At 46.7% G+C, this 19,680-nt stretch carries 13 protein-coding genes; 6 read left to right on the top strand and 7 right to left on the bottom strand.

Annotation, left to right across the window (positions count from 1 at the left end):
- Positions 1–23 precede the first annotated feature (23 nt).
- The 6 genes from T497_RS0112075 to T497_RS17690 form a co-directional block, all read right to left on the bottom strand.
- The gene (locus T497_RS0112075) at positions 24–788 is read right to left on the bottom strand and encodes an MmcQ/YjbR family DNA-binding protein (protein ID WP_028515826.1); all 765 of its coding nucleotides are present in this window, start codon (positions 786–788) and stop codon (positions 24–26) included.
- Positions 775–1,359, bottom strand: a complete 585-nt coding sequence (locus T497_RS16815; protein WP_051530658.1) for a 3'-5' exonuclease — start codon at positions 1,357–1,359, stop codon at positions 775–777. The genes T497_RS0112075 and T497_RS16815 overlap by 14 nt, the downstream gene beginning before the upstream one ends.
- A 201-nt stretch (positions 1,360–1,560) precedes the next feature.
- Positions 1,561–2,214 (bottom strand): D-sedoheptulose-7-phosphate isomerase, encoded by a 654-nt coding sequence (locus T497_RS0112060; protein WP_028515825.1) that lies wholly within the window; start codon positions 2,212–2,214, stop codon positions 1,561–1,563.
- 16 nt (positions 2,215–2,230) lie between these two features.
- Complete coding sequence (locus tag T497_RS0112055; RefSeq protein ID WP_028515824.1) at positions 2,231–3,535, bottom strand: HAD-IIIA family hydrolase; 1,305 nt, start codon at positions 3,533–3,535, stop codon at positions 2,231–2,233.
- Position 3,536: 1 nt separating this feature from the next.
- Positions 3,537–4,544, bottom strand: a complete 1,008-nt coding sequence (locus tag T497_RS0112050; RefSeq protein WP_028515823.1) for a kinase — start codon at positions 4,542–4,544, stop codon at positions 3,537–3,539.
- A gap of 158 nt (positions 4,545–4,702) precedes the next feature.
- A complete protein-coding gene (locus tag T497_RS17690; RefSeq protein ID WP_051530657.1) occupies positions 4,703–5,173 on the bottom strand; it encodes a VanZ family protein in 471 nt (156 codons plus the stop codon).
- Between the two features lie 235 nt (positions 5,174–5,408).
- Here T497_RS17690 and T497_RS0112040 point away from each other — a divergent pair, with 235 nt between their 5' ends.
- From T497_RS0112040 to T497_RS16795, 5 genes are all read left to right on the top strand, one after another.
- Positions 5,409–7,121 (top strand): sensor domain-containing diguanylate cyclase, encoded by a 1,713-nt coding sequence (locus T497_RS0112040; protein ID WP_028515822.1) that lies wholly within the window; start codon positions 5,409–5,411, stop codon positions 7,119–7,121.
- Positions 7,122–7,157: 36 nt separating this feature from the next.
- Positions 7,158–9,446, top strand: a complete 2,289-nt coding sequence (locus T497_RS17685; protein WP_051530656.1) for a putative bifunctional diguanylate cyclase/phosphodiesterase — start codon at positions 7,158–7,160, stop codon at positions 9,444–9,446.
- Positions 9,447–9,657: 211 nt separating this feature from the next.
- Positions 9,658–11,394 (top strand): putative bifunctional diguanylate cyclase/phosphodiesterase, encoded by a 1,737-nt coding sequence (locus tag T497_RS0112030; protein WP_028515821.1) that lies wholly within the window; start codon positions 9,658–9,660, stop codon positions 11,392–11,394.
- A gap of 157 nt (positions 11,395–11,551) precedes the next feature.
- The gene (locus tag T497_RS16800) at positions 11,552–13,237 is read left to right on the top strand and encodes a bifunctional diguanylate cyclase/phosphodiesterase (RefSeq protein ID WP_051530655.1); all 1,686 of its coding nucleotides are present in this window, start codon (positions 11,552–11,554) and stop codon (positions 13,235–13,237) included.
- Between the two features lie 72 nt (positions 13,238–13,309).
- A complete protein-coding gene (locus tag T497_RS16795; RefSeq protein WP_051530654.1) occupies positions 13,310–14,419 on the top strand; it encodes a GGDEF domain-containing protein in 1,110 nt (369 codons plus the stop codon).
- A gap of 37 nt (positions 14,420–14,456) precedes the next feature.
- Here T497_RS16795 and T497_RS16790 read toward each other — a convergent pair whose 3' ends face one another.
- Entirely contained in the window at positions 14,457–15,689 is a 1,233-nt protein-coding gene (locus T497_RS16790) for a leucine-rich repeat protein (protein WP_051530653.1), read from the bottom strand.
- A 221-nt stretch (positions 15,690–15,910) separates the two neighbouring features.
- On the opposite strand from T497_RS16790, the gene T497_RS16785 reads away from it, so the two are divergent.
- Positions 15,911–19,680, top strand: a 3,770-nt coding sequence (locus T497_RS16785) for a leucine-rich repeat domain-containing protein (protein WP_037325045.1), incomplete at its 3' end; no start/stop codon positions are given.

Below are 19,680 nucleotides of genomic sequence, written 5' to 3'. Positions count from 1 at the left end.
GCCCGATCTTAAGCCTGCTGACGTCACTTTCCGCAAAGTCTTTTCAGTTCGCAGGCAAGAGTGTTAGGTACTCCCCTTGCTCCGCGGACGGCTGCAACGCCGAAATCCTTCATTTTCGCAAGAGGCATATCGTCCTCACTGTAGCGGTGAACAAGCCGCAGCTTCACCGCCTTCTTGATACGATACTTTCCGTCGTCGTAATTGTACGGGATATTGACCTCAACAGCCTCGCACCTGTACATTACTGCCGATATCGGTGCAGCCATATAGATATACACCGTGTCGCCAGCTATCATATTTGAGGTCTGCTTCCATATTATAGTACCGTCGCGGCGGAAGTCCTGCTCCACATCGTACATGGCAGGCGCCGCAGGTATAAGCCAGTCCTTGGGCTCGGTGCGGAGCCTTTTGCCGCTGCCGCTCTGCCCTGCCAGCTCATAGCTCATATCAAGAAGTGACATTATCTGCTTTTCGTCAACAGTACCGTCAAGGAGCACAGTTATCCAGTTCTCCTTGTTCATATGATAGGCAGGAAAAATGCCTTTAATCCCAAGCAGAGAGCCTGTCATAAGGGGACTGCACTTGATGTCTATGATATCTGTCTTGCCCTGTCCGGATAGTCTGAACTTAGAAGCTTTAACGTCCATAATCACAGCAAACCACTTGTCATTGTCTCTGCGGCGCAGCACAGCACAGTCCGGCAGCCTGCTCCATAGGTATTCCGGCTCTGTGCCAAAGGTTTCAGCTGCGTACTTAAAGACCTTATCACGCATATCAAGTCTCTTCATGCAAGTCCTCCTTCTCCTGTCTGCGCATCTCGTCACGAAGATGTATGTAGCAGGCATTGCATATCTCGCAGTCCTTTTCCGCGCGGTGAGCTCCCGTAATGTTTATACCGTAATGAGCGGCTACCGAGGTCTGCTTGCGGTCGGGCATAAGGGGCAGCACTTTCCGTGCAAAGCGAAGCACGTCCACAAAGTCGTTTTCGAGGTAAATGCCGTGACACCTCAGCAGATTGTCATAGAGAAAATTGATATCGAAGTTGACATTGTAGCCCATGAGCATATCGTCCCCTGCAAACTCGTAAAAAGCCTTGATAGCTTCGGAAATATCGGGAGCCTCCGCCACCATTTCATTGGTTATGCCCGTAAGCTGGGTAATAAAGGCGCTTATTGCATTGCAGGGCTTGACAAATGTACTGAATACCGCCGACTTTTCGCCGTTTCTGTAGCGAACTGCCGCTATTTCGATTATCTCGCACTCCTCGGGCGAAAGTCCCGTAGTTTCGATATCCACTACGCAATAATCCTCGGGAAATGCTATCCTGCTCTTTCCCTTTCTGCGTTTTACGCTGCTCATGGCAGGCTCCTTTCATCTGATTCCATATTTCACTCATAATCCGTGCTTTTTTACGGAATATGAGCGTCAAAAGCCGAGACAAGCCCGAAAGCTCACTGCTTTCGGGCTGTTTTTTCCATATATGCGAAGCAAAGCTTCTTATACAGCCTGATATTGTCCCTGCCGCCAAAGAGGTCAGCAGCACTCAGTCCTGCAAATGACTCATTCCTTGCCGAAGAACTTATCTTCCAGCATGAGACACCAGCAGTGATACACAGGCAGGTGAAGTTCCTGTATCATATAGGTCTCAGCTGAGGGGACTTTTACAGCTACATCAGCTACCTCTGCAAGCTCGCCGCCCTTTTCTCCCGTAAGACCTATTACCTTTATGCCGAGAGCCCTTGCAACTACTGTTGCGGACATTACATTACGGCTGTTTCCCGAGGTGGAGATACCGAGGAAAACGTCGCCCTTTCTGCCGAAGCCGTAGAGCTGCTGTGCAAATACTCCCAGTCCGTCTACATCATTGATATAGGCGGTGGTCAGAGCTTCGTGAGCTACCAGCGGTATCGCCATAAGTCCGCGCTCAAGATTCTCAGCAAGGTTCTTTCCGCGGACAGGATCAACGCTTTTCAGCTTTTCCGCAAACTCGGCAGGAACAGTACGGGCTATCTTGAAGCGCTTCATGAGCTCTCCTGCGATATGCTCGCTGTCGGCGGCAGAACCGCCGTTTCCTGCTATCATAAGCTTTCCGTCGCGGAGATAGCACTCCTCCATGACAAGATAAGCCTTTATTATATCCTCCCTGCACTTTTCAAGCACAGGATATCTTTCTATCAAAAAATCAACGTGTTTTTCAAGCCTCGGCTCTAACATTAATATTCCCCTTTTCTTACTGCTTCAATATGAGCTTTACCGCTTCGGTCAGAGTTTCTGCGGTAATGTCCTGCCCGAAGCTTTCGTTTCCTATGAGCGCAGTCCTGCACCCTGCCGCCTTGCCTGCGAGTATATCGTTCTTGCCGTCGCCTATCATCCACGACTGTGAAAGGTCGATGTTGAAGTCCTCGGCGGCTTTGAGAAGCATTCCTGCCTTTGGCTTGCGGCATTCGCATTCGATTTTAAGCTCTGGCACCTCGCCCTCGTAGCCCTTATGGGGGTGATGAGGACAGAAGTATATGCCGTCAAGATAAGCTCCCTCGTGACCGAGAAGAGTCTCCATTTTGTTGTGTATTTCGGCAAGTTCATCAAATGTGACCTCGCCTCTTGCGATAACAGGCTGATTTGTGGCAACTATTGCAAGACAGCCCGAAGCATTTATGAGCTTCACAGCCTCCGCCGCACCGCTTACCAGTTCAAATTCGTCTGTATTACGCAGAAATCCCACATATTTATTCAGTGTGCCGTCCCTGTCGAGGAAAATGGCTCTCTGCTTGCTGCGGAGATTTTTCGCCTGAACCACGCCGTTTTTGAAGTCCGCGCACACAGCCGCATATCTGTCGGGAGTTCCCATATCCTTTACGTACTCGGGACTGTCATAGCAGAACATTTTTCCTGTGCCGCAAAGTGGCTTCAATATCTGACGGTCAAGGTCGACCTTGACAATTTTGCCGTCCTTTTCAGTACCTACGGAATCAGCGTCAATGCCGCTCATATCAAGAGCTTTCAGCGATATAACGTGAAGTCCTGCGTTTACTCTGTTCCTGTACCACTGAGGACGCTGGTCCTCCTTGGCAAGCCATTTCAGCGCTGTTCCGTCCCCGTCTGCAATGAGCAGACCGCTGTCATACGGGTGACTGTTGGGGTGGGTAAAGAGCGTGACAAGTCCGCCCTTTTTCCTGTGATAGTCCACAAAGCGGTTGAAGTCGATATCGAAAACCGCGTCCGCATTGAGAAGCAGGAAATCCTCGGTAAGCTTGTCACGGAGCTTGAAAAGAGCTCCTGCGTTGCCAAGTGGCTGTTCCTCCACGAAATACTCGATATTCACGCCGAGCCTGCTTCCGTCGCCGAAATACCCTATTATCTGCTCGGACATATGGGATACGGTCAGTATCAGGTCGGTGAAGCCCTGCTCCCTGAGACAGCATATCTCGCGCTCAAGCACGGGAACTCCGTCTATCTTTATCATCGGCTTTGGTATATCGGAGGCTACAGAGGATATCCTCGTGCCCTTTCCGCCTGCCATAATTACTGTTTTCATCTTACTCCTCTTCCTTTGGAACGTATATCTCGGGAGTATAGTGTATCACCTGTGTACCGCCGTTCTCGAACTCAAACGGTATGTACATCAGGTCCTTCATGGCGTGTCTTACGCTTTCCTGCTTTTCGGGCTGAACGTAGAATACAAGGAATCCGCCGCCGCCTGCTCCGAGGAGCTTTCCGCCGAGAGCTCCTGCGTCCATGCCCTTCTGGTAGAGAGCGTCTATGCTGTTGGTGCTTACTGCCGCGCCTACCTGTCTTTTCAGTCTCCATGTGTGGTCGAGGAGACGTCCGAACTCGTCAAGGTCGGTGGTTTTATCCGTAAGTACGCGCTCCGCCTCGTCCACAAGGCTGTACATTTCCTTGAGCTGAGCCTTCTTTTCAGCGGCGTCAAGCTTGTTTGCCTGCTGGACATCTGCGGAAAAACGGGTAAATCCCGTAAAGAACATCATAAGATTCTCGTTGAGCCTGCGCTTTCTCTCGGGGCTTATGATAACAGGAAGCACCTCAAAGCCGTCGTCGCTGAAATTAATGCGGTTGAAGCCGCCGTAGGAAGCCGCTATCTGGTCCTGCCAGCCGCCTGCCTCGTTGCAGAGGACTCTTTCAAGGTGGATAGCCTCCTCCGCAAGTCGCTTCTTATCGGCATACTTGCCTTTAAGAGCGTAGAATGCGTTCAGCAGACCTACTGCAAATGAGGAGCTTGTGCCAAGTCCCGAACGGGCAGGCAGGTCAGCCTCGTAGGTAAGCCTTATCTCGTGCATATCCAGCATTTTCATGGCATTGCGGATAAGTGGGTGCATTATATCTTCAACATTTTTCACACGCTCCGTCTTTGAATAGGAAAGCTCCGTGGTATAGTCGAAAAATCGGGGAAGATGTCTGACGTTCACATAGCAGTACTTGTCAAATGTGGTGGACAGCACTGCTCCGCCGTTTTCGTTGAAAAAGCTTTCCATGTCAGTTCCGCCGCCGAAAAACGACATACGGAACGGTGTTTTTGTAATTATCATGCCTGTTTTCTCCTTTATATAGAACATATCTGTGCCGCGGCGCAGATACTCACATAGATTTATTATATACATTATTTGGTACATTGTCAACCATAAGTACAGCAAAAAAGTCCCGAAACGGCTCCGTATACACCGTTTTCGGGACAATTATGCGATATTCAGTCCAATTCAGACTCTTTGCCTAAAAGCTTTTCAAATATGAACACGTACATGATACAGCCTATGCAGGCTCCGATAGTATTGTGGATTATATCGTCGGACTCGAAAAGCCCTCTTCCCGTGTAATACTGAGAAAACTCGATAAACAGCGAGAAAACAAAGCCTGCAACGGCGGCAGCCCTTATATTCCTAAACTTTTCGGACATTATTGGCAGCATGAAGCCAAGAGGCAGGAGCATTATGAGATTTCCGCCTATCTGCCCCGACCAGTAGGTATAATTTCCGCTTTGCAGCATAGTGCTCAGCTCCCACATAGGTCTGAGAACATGGCGGCGCATTCCCGACGTCCTGTCGATAAGAGTTATGCTGAGGACGCAGTACAGATAAAGCGCCAAAGTGAAAAGGCACATTCCCTTGATGACAAGCTCGCTGCGGCTGAGCCTCTTTATTCTGTTTTTTAGCCGTAACATCAATACTCAGCCCCCTGTCTGCGTGATCTATATTAATAGTATACCACATTTTATGAAAAAATGCAAGAAAAGCTTCCCTTTCAATTTGTTAATTATATGTAAACATATAGTGGTTCAGTATTGAAAATAATAAATTACTATGGTATAATTAGACAAAAAGATAATAACATTAACACAGCATTTTATCATTATATAATTATTTTTACCTATGACCTGCTTAAAAGGAGCTGAACGTATGAAAAAGCATGACAAAACTCCCATATCCTTTGCAAGACTCGCGCTGGCACTTGCCAACGACTATTGCAGTATTTATGTTATAAACGCTGAAGATGACAGCTATGTTGAATACTCCCCCAGCGGAGACGATAAGGAGCTGGTACAGGTATCCAGCGGAAAGAACTTCTATGAAGACCTTCCTCAGAACTGCCGTGAGCTCGTTTATAAGGAGGATCAGGAATATTTCCTTGAAACTTTCAAGAAAAGCAACGTACTGAAAGCTCTGGAAAACGGGCGCTCATTTTCGCTGACCTACCGCCTCGTCATTGACGGTGTGCCGCGATATTTCTTCCTGAAGACCATTCGCTCCGATGACAGGAGCATTGTCATAGGCGTCCGTGATATCGACGCCGAAAAGCGCAAGGAACTCGAGAACGAAAAGAACAGCCGTGCCTATGCGGAGATAGCTAAATCACTGGCAAGCCTTTTCGAGATAATCTACCATATCGACATCGAAACAGGCAGCTATACCGAATACAGCTCCAGCGAGGCATTTTCAAATCAGGGCTTCGGCAGAAGCGGAAACGACTTCTTTGAACGCGCAAAAGAGGATATGAAGCGTGTTATCCACCCTGATGACCGCGAAAATATCATAAATAAGCTGGAACGCAACGTTCTTTTAAAGGCTCTCCGCAAAAAAGGAACTGTTTCGCTTACCTATCAGCAGCTTGTTGACAATGAATACCACTACGTTAATCTCCTCGCCTTTATCCAGAAAGCTGACAAGGAGCATATCGTTGTGGGCGTCCGCAACATCGACGCCGAAAAGAGCCGCGAAGCTCAGAGCCAGACATTCAGCGATATAGCTCTTGCACTGGCAAAGCGCTATGAGGTCATCTATCTCGTAAATATCGTCACCAACGAGTACACTGAGTACAGTGCAAGCGAAAACTACAGGAAACTAAAGGTCGGCACTACAGGCAAGGACTTCTTTGCCGAATCGCAGATGAACATGAAGCGCGATATCTACGAGCCCGACCTCCATATGATGTCTACGGTCATGCAGAAGGAAAATCTGATGAAGGGCATCTCTACCTACGGCAAGGTGCCTGTAAACTACAGACTTATGCTCGACGGCAGACCGCAGTATGTTTCGCTGTATGCTGTTCGTCCTCAGGACGATTCCGACCATATAATCATCGCCGTTGCCAATATCGATGATGCTATGCAGAAGGAATTCGCATATCAGGATATGGCAAACAAGGATTCCCTTACAGGCGTAAAGAACAAACGCGCCTATGCTCAGGCTGAAGCAGAGCTTGACAACTATATCGCAAAGTTCACTCAGCCGCCTTTTTCCGTTGTGGTATGCGATATCAACGGTCTCAAAGAGGTCAACGACACCAAGGGACATAACGCAGGCGACGCCTTTATACGCAATGCCTGCTCCATTATATGCAATATCTTCAAGCACAGCCCTGTTTTCCGTATCGGCGGCGACGAATTTGCCATTATAATGAAGGGCAGCGACTACGACGAGCGTACACATCTGATGGAGGAGCTTAACAAAGTCCTCGAAGCAAACAAGCATAACGGAATGGTCATCCTTGCGGCAGGCATATCAGACTTCGATCCCGATTTAGATATGCGTGTACAGGACGTTTTTGAACGTGCAGACAATCTTATGTATGATAACAAGAAAATATGCAAAGCTTTAGGCAATAATAAATGATACTTTATCAGATTCCAAGCGAAAGGCGGTGAAGCTGTGAGAACGGTATTTTCAATAATATTTGCTGTGCTTATAATCGCACTGGGCATATGCTCCGTTATAGCACGGCGTTCCAAAAAGCCCATGGGAAAAGCTGTCGCCTTATTTGAAGCCTCGTTTATAGTACCCGTACTCGGAAACCTGCTCATAATCGGCTCAAATCAGCGAACTATCGCCATGGTAGGCTGTTATTTCTTCTTTCTCGGATTTGATATGGTAATGTTCTCGCTGATAAACTTCACCAACAAGTACTGTATGGGCGTTGGCGAAGGTCAGAAGCCGCCTAAGTTCATATATGCACTGCTTGCCTTTGACGCGGTGCAGATACTGCTGAACCCCCTTTTCGGTCATGTATTCAGGCTTGAAAAGATAATGGTTGATAATCTGGCTTATTACCGCTTTATCCCAAATACAGGACTTATCTTCCACCGTATCGTGGATTACGGCATATTAGCGGCAGTCCTGCTTATATTCATAGTTGCCATAAAGCGAACTCCCCGTATCTATTCCGAAAAATACCTTATAATCCTGCTCTCTATCATAGCAGAGGGCATATGGCAGACCTTCTACATACTGTCAAGACGTCCCGTAGATACCTCGATGATAGGCTTTGGCGTCTTAGGTCTGCTGATATTCTATTTTGCGCTGTATTACCGACCTCTGAGGCTTCTTGACCGTATGCTGTCCGATATAGTATCGGAAATGTCGGAATATCTTTACATTTTCGACAGCTCCGGCAGCTGCATATGGGCAAACGAACAGGGCTTCAAGCTGGTGGAATTAAGCGCAGAGCAGCTTGACGAGGTAACGGGCAAGCTGACGGAAATGTTCGGTTCACCTGCCGTCGACAGCTCCAATCAGCGCATCATAGGCAGCGGCAGCGACGCGAGATACTACACCCTCGAAGAGAGCCGCGCTGTGGATAATCAGAAGCTTTCGGGAACATACCTGCGAATACGCGACATCACCGAGGAGCAGCAGAGACTCAAGCGTGAGATGTACGACGCAACTCACGACCTTATGACGGGACTTTATACCCGTGAGTACCTCTATCAGCGCATTTTCGAGACAATGTCCGCAAATCCCGACACAGATTACTATATAGTATATGTCGATGTCAAGAATTTCAAGGTGGTAAACGATATTTTCGGCACTAAATTCGGCGACTATGCTATAATACATATCGCAGACTGGCTCCGTGAGAACATACCTAAAAGCGGCTGCTACGGACGACTTGCAGGCGATACCTTCGGCGTGTGCATACCCAAGGAGGAATTCGCCGCAGATGTCCTTGAAGACAAGCTGGCACATTTCACGATAAAGAGCAGACTTGCGGAATACGGCTATCATCTGCTGATACATCTCGGCGTTTACGACGTTGACAAAAACGACACCAATGATATCTCCCTCATGTTCGACAGAGCTCATCTGTCTCTGTCAAATATCCGCGACGAATACAAGACTCATATCGCCTACTATGACAATGAGATACGCGAAAAGCTTCTCTGGGATCAGGAGATATCCTCACAGGTCTACAATGCCATAAATACAGGACAGCTCCGCCCGTATTTACAGCCTATTGCCGACAAAACAGGCAAGATAGTAGGCGCGGAGGCTCTGGTAAGGTGGATACACCCGGAACGCGGATTCCTGTCCCCGGGTACGTTTATCCCGATCTTCGAGAAAAACGGCATGATAGTCGAGGTAGACAAGCATATGTGGCGCTGTACCTGCGAGATACTCTCACGCTGGCAGAAGGCAAACAGCGACCTCTTCATATCGGTGAATATCTCTCCCAAGGACTTCTACTTCGTGGACGTTGTGGGCGAGATAAAGAAGCTGGTGGAGGAATTCAGGCTGGAGCCCTCAAAGCTCCGCATCGAGATAACCGAGACAGTAATGATGAACGACGCCGAAAACAGAATGGCTCTCCTTGACGAGTTCAGGAAATCGGGCTTCATCGTGGAGATGGACGACTTCGGCAGCGGCTATTCATCGCTGAATATGCTCAAAGATATGCCTGTTGACGTTCTGAAGATAGATATGAAGTTCCTCGGCAAGACCAGCGACAAGGCAAAGGCTAAGACTATCGTCAAGAACATCATCAACCTCACCAAGGAACTGGGCATAGTCTCACTTACAGAGGGCGTTGAAACGGCGGAGCAGTACGAAGCTCTTGAGGAAATGGGCTGCAACCTGTTTCAGGGCTACTACTTCGCAAAACCGATGCCTGTCTATGAATTTGAGGAATTCATTGCATACCGCTCCAAACAGGAGCAAAGTTAATAAAATTGAGATACAGGCTGCTTCGGCAGCCTGTTTTTTTCGCCAAAATATCATAATTTTTATAAAAAACCTTGGATTTTAACAATTTATCTATTGCTTTTCATTTTATTATAGTGTATAATACTAATGTATGTCTTTGGATTAAACTCAGTTTTTGACATTTTTCGATATATCATAAATATTTCCAATAGAAATGGGGGGGAATATTCATATGAAAAATAAAAAAGATAAACGGACAATACAGAAAACTCTGGACGGACTTTCTCTCACTCAGAAGTACTCCAAGTTTCTCTTTGTCATTATCCTGCTATTCTATATAGCAGATTTTGTAGTCTGCCGAATGCTCTCCGTAGGCGGCAACCCTGAACCGATAATGCTGGCAGGACAGCCCATACCGCTCGGTGCAGTCACAGGTGCTGTTTCAAACCTCGGAAACATCTGTATAATCCTGCTTGTGGTGTTTTTTGGAGAAATAGGCTTCTATACAGCTCTTGGAATACTCCTGCTGCAATTCCCTCTTGTTTTCCAGTCTATATTCGTTCATCACAATCTCAGCAATATCCCTGGTGTTTTCGGCAATATCCTGACGATAATCGCAATTATTATCATATACATCAGAAATAACAAGGTAAACGAATACCAGACGCGAATGCGCGATCAGGCTGTAACGGACAGACTTACGGGACTTCCCAACAGATTCGCCTGTTCAGAGCTTCTGGACAAGCTCATAAAGGAAGGCAAGAAATTTGCCCTCGTTCACATCGACCTCAACAGCTTTAAGGGCATAAACAGCACAATGGGCTATGAATCAGGCAATAAAGTCCTTATCGAGATAGCTCAGCGCTGGAAGAACATTGCCGATACGGGTTCATCGGGCACTCTCGACTTCGTAGCCCGTGTGAACGGCGACGAATATGTGCTCATTATCCGCGGTTATCACTCCAAAACGGGCATAATGAAGACTATCAAGCACTATGAAGCCGTTCTCGGAGACCGCCTTACCATTGACGGCTGTGACTTCTTCATAACAGCAAGCTTCGGCTATGCGGAGTACCCCTCCGACGCCAAGACTCCCGATTCGCTGTTCTCCTATGCAGATGCCGCACTGTCCGAGATAAAGGCTCGCAGGAGCAGCGTCCATATACTGCATTTTACGCCCGACCTGCTCAAGACCGAGCGTACTCTCGAGATTGAAGGCAAGATAAGAGACGCCCTGAAAAACGACACCCTGTTCTTCCATTTGCAGCCTCAGTTCGATATGGCTCATAAGCTCCGCGGCTTTGAGGCTCTGGCGCGTATCAAGGACGCCGACGGACAGATACTGTCCCCTGCGGAATTTATCCCCGTGGCTGAAAAGGTCGGTCTTATCGACAAGCTTGACTCCGCCGTTTTCAGAAAGGCTGCCATATTCTTCGGAGAGCTCCGCGCAAAGACAGGAACTCCCCTTATCCTCAGCGTCAACGCCTCTGTGAGACACCTGATGAAGAACGACTTCCTTGAAGAATTGAAGGAGCTTCTCAAAACAAGCGGTCTCCCCGCAGAGCAGCTGGAAATAGAAATAACCGAATCCATTATGATAGATTCGGCTGAAAAAGCTCTCCAGTGCATAAACGATATAAGAGCTATGGGCATAAAGCTTGCTATCGACGATTTCGGCACAGGCTATTCGTCACTGAGCTATCTCATCAACTTCCCTGCTAATCTGCTCAAGATAGACAAGTCCTTTATCGACAAGATGAACAGCTCGGACAAGGCAAAGAAATACGTAGAGGCTATCATCTCTCTTGGCCATATCATGGGCTTTGATGTCATTTCAGAAGGAGTTGAAGAGCCGGAACAGCTCGAAACCCTCAAGGAGATCGGCTGCGACCTGATACAGGGCTATATCTGGGGACGTCCGATGCCTCAGGAGGACGCCGAGCAGCTTGTTCTTTCAGAATTAGAATAACAAATAATATCACAAACGCTCCCAAATGGGAGCGTTTTTATGTATACTATTAAAGAATTTACATTTTATCTCTTGAAAAAAATGAAAAAAACCTGTATAATAGATATGATCAATGATATCAGTTCATTTACATTTGACAGAAACGGAGGTAGCAATAATGAATAATGAGCGTGAGCTTGACTTTTATCGTCTGTATACTCAGCTTGCTTCTCTTACGCAGATAGTAAATCAGGAACCTGATATCCCACAGATAGAAAAGATATTGAACGAAATAGCAGCTATGTTCCGACTTTCAAAGGCTGTTACCCATTTTTACCGCAGCCCTGCTGACGAAAAGCTGGGAAAGGGCGAAGAAATGTGCAGCTACGATACGGGAAAAGACGGCAAGCCTATACATACAGTGCGCTTTGTAACAAGACTTATGGCAATAACCTCCATGACCATATATATGGCCGAGGACGAGGAGCCCCTCTCAAATGAGGAGCTGTTCATGGCTGACCTTACCATGAGGACTGCCCTCGCCTTTATAAGCCGCAACCGTTTGCAGGTTATTGCCGAGGAGCTTGCATTCTTCGACGATATGGGCTTCCGCAATATCCGCAGCTTTTTCAAATATCTGGCATGGAAGTGTCAGCCCGGCGCTTTTGACGGCAAGGCTGCCATAAACTATAATCTCAGGCATTTCGCCCTGATAAACGAGGAATACGGCAGAACAGGCGGAGATATGATGCTCCGCAATCACTACAGACACATAGAGGAGCTTATCGGCGAAAGCGGTATCGTTTCACGTCTCGGCGGAGATGCCTTTGTCTGTATTTGTGACCAGACCGACCTGCCCGACCTTCTCGATTACCTTAACGAAGCAATAGTAGTCGTCAGTGAAAACGGCAATACCGCCCGTGTTTCAAGCTATGCAGGAGTTTTCGTAATTCCCGACGGCTATACGGTATCTGTCCCCAATGATATCATGGGCAAGATAATGCACGCCTATCAGATAGCAAGAAACGGCGTTCAGGGCAATATCATATTCTTCTCGGATATGCTCATGTCCGACAGAGAACGCTCAAGGCGCATACAGAATATGTTCCCGGAGGCTCTGAAAAACGAAGAATTCCACGTTTTCTATCAGCCAAAGGTGAATATCCTCACAGGCGAGATATGCGGCGCAGAGGCGCTCTGCCGCTGGTTCCATGACGGCAGGATAGTTTCGCCTATGGAGTTTATCCCCGTTCTCGAAGAGACCAGCGAAATATGCAAGCTGGATTTCTATATGCTGGACAAGGTATGCAGCCATATCCGCCAATGGCTGGACGCAGGCAAAAATGTGGTCCGCATATCCGTGAACCTTTCAAGACGGCATATGACCAATCCCGAGCTTCTCCAGACTATCATAGATATCATAGACAGTCACCATGTTCCTCATCAGTTCATAGAGATAGAGCTCACCGAGACCACCACCGACGTGGAGTTCAAGGACCTCCGCCGCGTAGTTGACGGACTTCACCAGCAGAATATATACACCTCTGTGGACGATTTCGGCATGGGCTATTCGTCACTTAACCTCATCAGAGTCGTTCCGTGGAACGTCCTCAAGGTGGACAGGATTTTCCTGCCGCTGGACGGCGAGGCAAAGGACAGCACCAGAAGCGTCATGTTCAAGCACGTTATGGCTATGGCAAAGGAAATAGGTCTTGAATGTATCGTAGAGGGCGTTGAGACTCCTGCACAACTGGAGCTCCTCCGTCAGAACGACTGCGAGCTTGCACAGGGCTATCTCTTTGACAAACCGCTTCCGCTGGAGGAATTTGAAAAAAGGCTGGATAAAAAACGTTATCCTATATAAAACATATATCAACACAGACGGAATAATACATCCGATCAGCCTCCTTTTTTCCAAAGGAAAGGATATATACATATGTATACAAAAGAAAACTATGAAAAAGACATCGGATTCATTGAAAAAATGGATCATCTGGTATCGCGCAGGATAGAATTCATCGCCTATTTCTTTGCACTTGCAGCTTGTCTGGCTGCACATATACTGTATTTCTTCCTTTTCCTGAATGCAGGCGTCAAGAATATGGCAATATTCAATGTTTTCAGCGTATTATTCTATGCTTTGACTATCATACTGGTCAAAAAGGTAAAAGACAAGCTTCTCCTCGCATATGCAGCTCTTGCGGAAATAATAATCCACGCATCCCTTGCAACGATATGCGTTGGCTGGGTGCCTGATTTCGGTATGTTTCTGCTTATGATAATCCCCATAGCCTTTCTTATGCCGAATAAGAACAAAAAAGCTCCCTTTGTGGTAATGTTCACCTCGATACTGCTGTATGGAGTACTGAAATATATCTACCGTGGCCCTAATTATACGGTTTATAACATCGATGATACTGCATTTGCTTCTGTTTTTTACTTTATAAATATATTTATAGGCTCATTTGTACTGGTATATTCTACGACTATATATACCTTCATGAACCGATATACCGAATGCAAGCTGAGAGTACAGAACGAACAGCTTCGCATTATGGCTTCTGTCGATCCCCTGACAAAGCTCAGCAACCGCCGCGCAATGCACAGGAATCTCACGGAAATATGCGAAAAAAGCAGGGAAACAGGCAGAAACTACGTGCTCGGTATCGGAGATATCGACAATTTCAAGCAAGTCAATGATACCTACGGTCATGATTTCGGAGACTGCGTGCTCTCCACCGTAGCCGAGGTCATATCGGATAATCTCCCTGACAGCGGCTGTGCCGCAAGGTGGGGCGGAGAGGAATTCCTCTTTGTTATCCCCGATGAGGAGCTTGAAAAGGGGCGCCTTTTCTCCGATAAGATAGTGACCTTGATAAGTCAGCAGCAGTTTGCCAAGGACGATACTATGTTTTCCGTAACAATGACGATAGGTATCTGCGAGGGAACTCCCGACGATATCATCGACAAGGTCATAAGCCAAGCCGATAAACGCCTTTATAAAGGCAAGCGCAACGGCAAGAACCACACTGAATATACAGATTGAAAAAGCTCCCGAAACGGGAGCTTTTCTGCTGTTCACATCACGAACGGACATATTCCTCAAAAGGCATTGCTTCGCCTGTTGTCGTCGAAGTATACGCATAATATGACAATATTATAGATGCGTCCACTGCGTTGATAAGCCCGTTTCCGTCGGTGTCTGCGGCTTTTAGCTGCTGAGCAGTCAATCCGCCCTCCTGCTTTGTTGAGACCTTAGCATAATATGACAGCACCTCGGAAGCGTCAACTGCATTTATATAGCCGTCGCTGTTCACATCTCCAAGCTTGTACGTAACAGGCTCAGGCGCCTTTCCCAGCGATTTAAAGGTATAGCCGTACTTCTTGGCATAATCCTCAGCCGTTGAACCGTCATAGCCCTTGATGACTCCGCTGTAATCCTTGTAATTATTGCCGAATGTGGTGGCTCTGTCGAATATAACAGCATTGGGATTCAGGATAACGACCTCTTCAAGAGCGGCGCAGTTGGTAAATGCCTGCATACCGATATCCTCGACCGACGCAGGGATAGTCACAGAGGCAAGTGAGGAACAGCCCGAAAAGGCATTATATCCTATCTGCGTCACCGTTTCGGGGATAGTCAGCTTTTTCAGTGCAGTATGTCCCCAGAACGAATTGCTGACTATATTCGTGACAGTATCGGGAATAACTGCTTCTTCAATATCTGCCGTAAAAATAAGCATATCGTTGACTATTACGTAATCGTTCTTTTTGACCTCGTTATTAAGCCATGCCGTACCGCCAAAAGCCAGTGAGCCGATATTATTTACCGACGAGGGTATCTTTACATCGGCAAGCGACCTACACATGGCAAATGCCGAAGAACCGATATTTGTCACAGAATCGGGGATATCTATCGCTTTCAGCGCCATACAGCTGTTGAAAGAATAGGTCTCGATATTTGTGACCGTGTCTGACAAGGTAACAGATACAAGATTCTTGCATTCGCTGAAGCACTGAGCTCCCACATTGGTTATGCCCTTTCCGATGACTACCTTTTTAATTTTGTCTTTCATGTCCGCCCACGGCAGAGTATGACCGGAACTGAGCCCGTACATGGCTCCCGTACCGCTTATAGTCATTGTACCGTCGCTGTCAAGAGCCCATGTCGCACTTTTTCCGCAGGTGCCGCTTGAATCTGTCTCTGCTGCTGAAACTTCGATAGCTGAAATGCCACCGTATACAGGCAATGCACCGCTCATGCCCAGAAGCAATGAAGCTGCGGCAGCAAATGATAAAGCTCTGTTCATTCTCATGATAACGCCCCCCTAAAATCAGTATTTTCATTATAATAACACACATTTAAGAAAATAGCAATATCCGCAGTAAAAAAACTGCATAAACAAACTATATTATTAATGTGGAGATTTAAAACATTACACAAAAATATAAAAACAATATTTCTTTTTTCAGATAAATATTATATAATATATATCGGTATCAAAACCATAAATAATATAGGACGGTGGAAAATACGATGAAGAAAAATGCTAAAAGATTTCTGGCTTCACTTACAGCCGCAGCAGCTATCAGCTCTGTATGCTGTACTCCCCTTGCAGATATGGGAATAAAGCTCCCCATAAGTGCAATAGAAGCAAGTGCTGCCGAAACTCTCGTAAACGGCGACTATCAGTACTACACAGACGATAACGGTGCTGTTATAAAGAAATACACCGGTACTGCCGCTGAACTGATAATCCCCGAAGAACTTGACGGAAACAAGGTCTATGCTATCGAAAGCTACGCTTTCCAGAGAAACGCAAACATAGCTTCTGTTACTATGCCGACAGGTCTGAAAAAAATAAGCAACAATGCTTTTTACGGCTGCAGCGCCCTCAAAAGTGTTAAATTCAACGAAGGTCTGACATTTTTAGGCAGCTATTCCTTCTCGGGAACCGGTCTTACAGAGGTATCTCTCCCCTCGACACTTGAGGACGCTACATACCCTTTCAGTAACTGCCAGATAACCAAGGCTGTATTCGCTGAGGGAACTGTAAAAGTACCAAGCTTTATATTTGACAACTGCCCCAAGCTGGCAGAGGTAAACCTCCCGAAAACTGTTGAGAAGATAGGCAGCTATGCATTCAAGAACTGCTCATCTCTCAAAGAATTCGATTTCCATGAGGGACTCACATTCTTAGGAAACTACGCTTTCTCGGGCACCTCTCTCACAGAGGTATCCCTCCCCTCAACACTGGAGGACGCTACATACCCATTCAACAACTGCAAGATAACCAAGGCAACCTTTGCTGAGGGAACTGTAAAAGTACCAAGCTTTATATTTGACAACTGCCCCAAGCTGGCAGAGGTAAACCTCCCGAAAACTGTCGAGAAGATAGGCAGCTATGCATTCAAGAACTGCTCATCTATCACTGAGTTCAATTTCCATGAGGGACTCACATTCCTTGGAAACTATGCTTTCTCGGGCACCTCTCTCACAGAGGTATCTCTCCCATCGACACTGGATGACGCTACATACCCATTCAACAACTGCAAGATAACCAAGGCAACCTTTGCTGAAGGAACTGTAAAAATACCAAGCTTTATATTTAACAACTGCACTAAGCTCACAGAGGTAAACCTCCCGAAAACTGTTGAGAAGATAGGCAGCTATGCATTCAAGAACTGCTCATCTCTCAAAGAATTCGATTTCCATGAGGGAATCACATTCTTAGGAAACTATGCTTTCTCAGGCACAGCCATTACAGAGGTCACCCTGCCTTCAACGCTTACTGACGCTACATACCCGTTTGAAAGCACCAGCAATATCCAGAAAGCTACCTTTGCAGAGGGCACAACAACTATACCAAGCTGGATATTCCACGACTGCCAAAAGCTCACTGAGGTAAATCTGCCCAAGACAGTTACCAAGATAAACAGCTATGCTTTCCAGAACTGTTCAGCACTGGAGAAGATAACTCTCCATGAGGGCATAACTACTATAAGCAGCAACGCTTTCTCAGGCACAGGCATCAAGGAACTGACTCTCCCCTCTACATTCAAGAGCGGCAGCTATGCTTTCACAAAAAGCAAGCTGGAAAAGGTCATCTTCACAGAGGGCGCAGCTACTGTTCCTACTCAGTGCTTCAACGGCAGCAATATGCTCAGGGAAGTTGTTCTTCCAAATACTATAAAGACTATCAACAGCTATTCCTTTGAGGGCTGTTCAAACCTTAAATCCATTGAGCTGCCCGAAGCTCTGGAAAGGATCGACAGCTCCGCATTCAAAAATACAGGTCTTACAAGCATTGTAATCCCCGACAGCGTAAAGAACCTTTCAAGCAATGTATTCAGCAACTGCAAGAACCTTAAAACAGCCGTTGTGGGCTCAGGTCTGTCAAATATCGGCTCCAGCGCATTCTTAAACTGCACAGCTCTGGAAAAGGTAACACTGAAATCCGCAAAGCTCAAGGCTTCTTCATACGCATTCTCAAACTGCCGCAAGCTCTCAGAGGTAGACTATTCAAATACTGCTTTCACATTTGACAGAACTGCATTTTCAAAGTGCTATTCTCTTAAAGATATGAATCTCATATACCTTGAGCGTCCTGTTTCAACAATGACTATCAATACAGAGAATGCAGCTGTAGACGGCATTGTAAATTTCACCGTTGATTTCTCAGCTCTTGAAGGACGCTTCAACGAGGACAGCAGCTTTACTCTTTTACTTACAGTTCCTCAGGGTATAATCGTACTGCCTGATACATTCCAAACAGACGCAGGAGCAGTATCCGCAGAGGATGTTTCGGCACTAAAAATACCTTTCAATACATCATCCGGCAAGCTCACCTTCTCCGCTAAGGCTGCTCAGGCAGGTACATTCGATATCGACGCAGACCTTAGCTTCATGGAGAACAAGAACGAGAGAATCGAGCCTATCCACTCCGTAAGATTCACAGCTGACGTTCTCAGCCTTTCAGCACCGAGCACCACAAACAGCTTAAAGATAAATGTAAGCGGTACAGGTCCAAAGGGCAAGGAGATAGGCGTATATGTAGGCGATAAGCTCATTGGCAGCCCTGTTGCTGACGCAAAGACAGGCAAATACTCACTGGCTGTAGAGCTCCCCGATGGCGCAGACGGCTCAAAGTACGTGCTCAAGGCTAAATACGGCGATACAGTAACATCTGACTTCGAGGTATTATACTCAAAGGATGCACCTGCTGTCGGCAGCATAAAGCTTGGCATAAACGGAAAGGCAGCAGAGAATGATATTACAGACGTATTCACAAAGTGCACATCGCCTGTAATGTATTATGTTCCGAGCAAGGCACTCGATCTCACAGCTGAGATAAGTAACAGCGCATTTGTTGAAAAGGTATTCTTCACAAGCACAAAGCTTGACAAGGTCGCAAAGCTTGAAGCTACATACGACGAAAAGTCAGGCTTATGGACAGCAAAGGGCTATTTCGACGGCAATAAGAACTATGTCCCCGGTACTCTTAATGTTGTTGTAGTTACAAAGTCAGAATACAACGCATTACAGGCTGCAAAGCTTGATATCGACTATACAAAGGGCTACTTCTCGCGTCCTGGCAATATAAGATTCCTGGTTGATCCGTCGGGCATCGTATACGAGGGAGCTCCTTCAAACGCTGTTGAGGGCGCTGAAATGACAGTTTACTACATGGGCGAGGACGGCAAGGCTGTTGTATGGGACGGCAAGGACTACGACCAGCAGAATCCTCTCCTCACAGATGAATTTGGCGCTTTCGCATGGGACGTTCCCGAGGGCGAATGGAAGATAGTATGCAAGGCAAAGGGCTTTGAGCCTGTGGAGAGCGAATGGACAGAGGTTCCTCCCGTTCAGAAGGGCATAAACTTCGCACTTGTAAGCAATGAAGCTCCAAAGGTAACAGACCTCTCCTTTGACGGAACAAATATCAACCTTAAATTCAGCAAGTATATGCTCCCCGATACTGTAAATCTCAGCACAATATCCCTTGATTCAGGCAATGAGCTCACACTGTCTCCTGCATTCCACACTTCATCAGAGGAAATTACAGATACATTCATCATAAGCGGCGACTTTACTGAAACAACTGATGTAAACGTTGAAGTAAGCAGTGCCTGCTCAAGCTACGCAAACGCTTCTGCTGAGGAATTCAAGAAGACCTTGCGCATACACGAGCCTGTAACTACAACCACTACACAGACCACCACAACAACTACAACTACTACAACAAGCACAACTACCAAGCCTGTTTCAACCACTACAACCACAAAGCCAGTTTCAACAACCACAAC

Source organism: Ruminococcus flavefaciens MA2007 (assembly GCF_000621845.1).
Taxonomy (GTDB): Bacteria; Bacillota; Clostridia; order Oscillospirales; family Ruminococcaceae; genus Ruminococcus; species Ruminococcus flavefaciens_E.
Note: the sequence above shows the minus strand (reverse complement) of the source record. Positions and strands in the feature narration are given on the sequence as shown.

What these genes read in the sequence shown, in the direction of transcription:
- T497_RS16800 (WP_051530655.1), top strand. Translation starts at nt 11,552, where the DNA reads ATGAATAATGAGCGTGAGCTTGACTTTTATCGTCTGTATACTCAGCTT.
- T497_RS0112030 (WP_028515821.1), top strand. Translation starts at nt 9,658, where the DNA reads ATGAAAAATAAAAAAGATAAACGGACAATACAGAAAACTCTGGACGGA.
- T497_RS0112040 (WP_028515822.1), top strand. Translation starts at nt 5,409, where the DNA reads ATGAAAAAGCATGACAAAACTCCCATATCCTTTGCAAGACTCGCGCTG.
- T497_RS17690 (WP_051530657.1), bottom strand. Translation starts at nt 5,173, where the DNA reads ATGTTACGGCTAAAAAACAGAATAAAGAGGCTCAGCCGCAGCGAGCTT.
- T497_RS16790 (WP_051530653.1), bottom strand. Translation starts at nt 15,689, where the DNA reads ATGAGAATGAACAGAGCTTTATCATTTGCTGCCGCAGCTTCATTGCTT.
- T497_RS16795 (WP_051530654.1), top strand. Translation starts at nt 13,310, where the DNA reads ATGTATACAAAAGAAAACTATGAAAAAGACATCGGATTCATTGAAAAA.
- T497_RS0112055 (WP_028515824.1), bottom strand. Translation starts at nt 3,535, where the DNA reads ATGAAAACAGTAATTATGGCAGGCGGAAAGGGCACGAGGATATCCTCT.
- T497_RS16815 (WP_051530658.1), bottom strand. Translation starts at nt 1,359, where the DNA reads ATGAGCAGCGTAAAACGCAGAAAGGGAAAGAGCAGGATAGCATTTCCC.
- T497_RS0112075 (WP_028515826.1), bottom strand. Translation starts at nt 788, where the DNA reads ATGAAGAGACTTGATATGCGTGATAAGGTCTTTAAGTACGCAGCTGAA.
- T497_RS0112050 (WP_028515823.1), bottom strand. Translation starts at nt 4,544, where the DNA reads ATGATAATTACAAAAACACCGTTCCGTATGTCGTTTTTCGGCGGCGGA.
- T497_RS0112060 (WP_028515825.1), bottom strand. Translation starts at nt 2,214, where the DNA reads ATGTTAGAGCCGAGGCTTGAAAAACACGTTGATTTTTTGATAGAAAGA.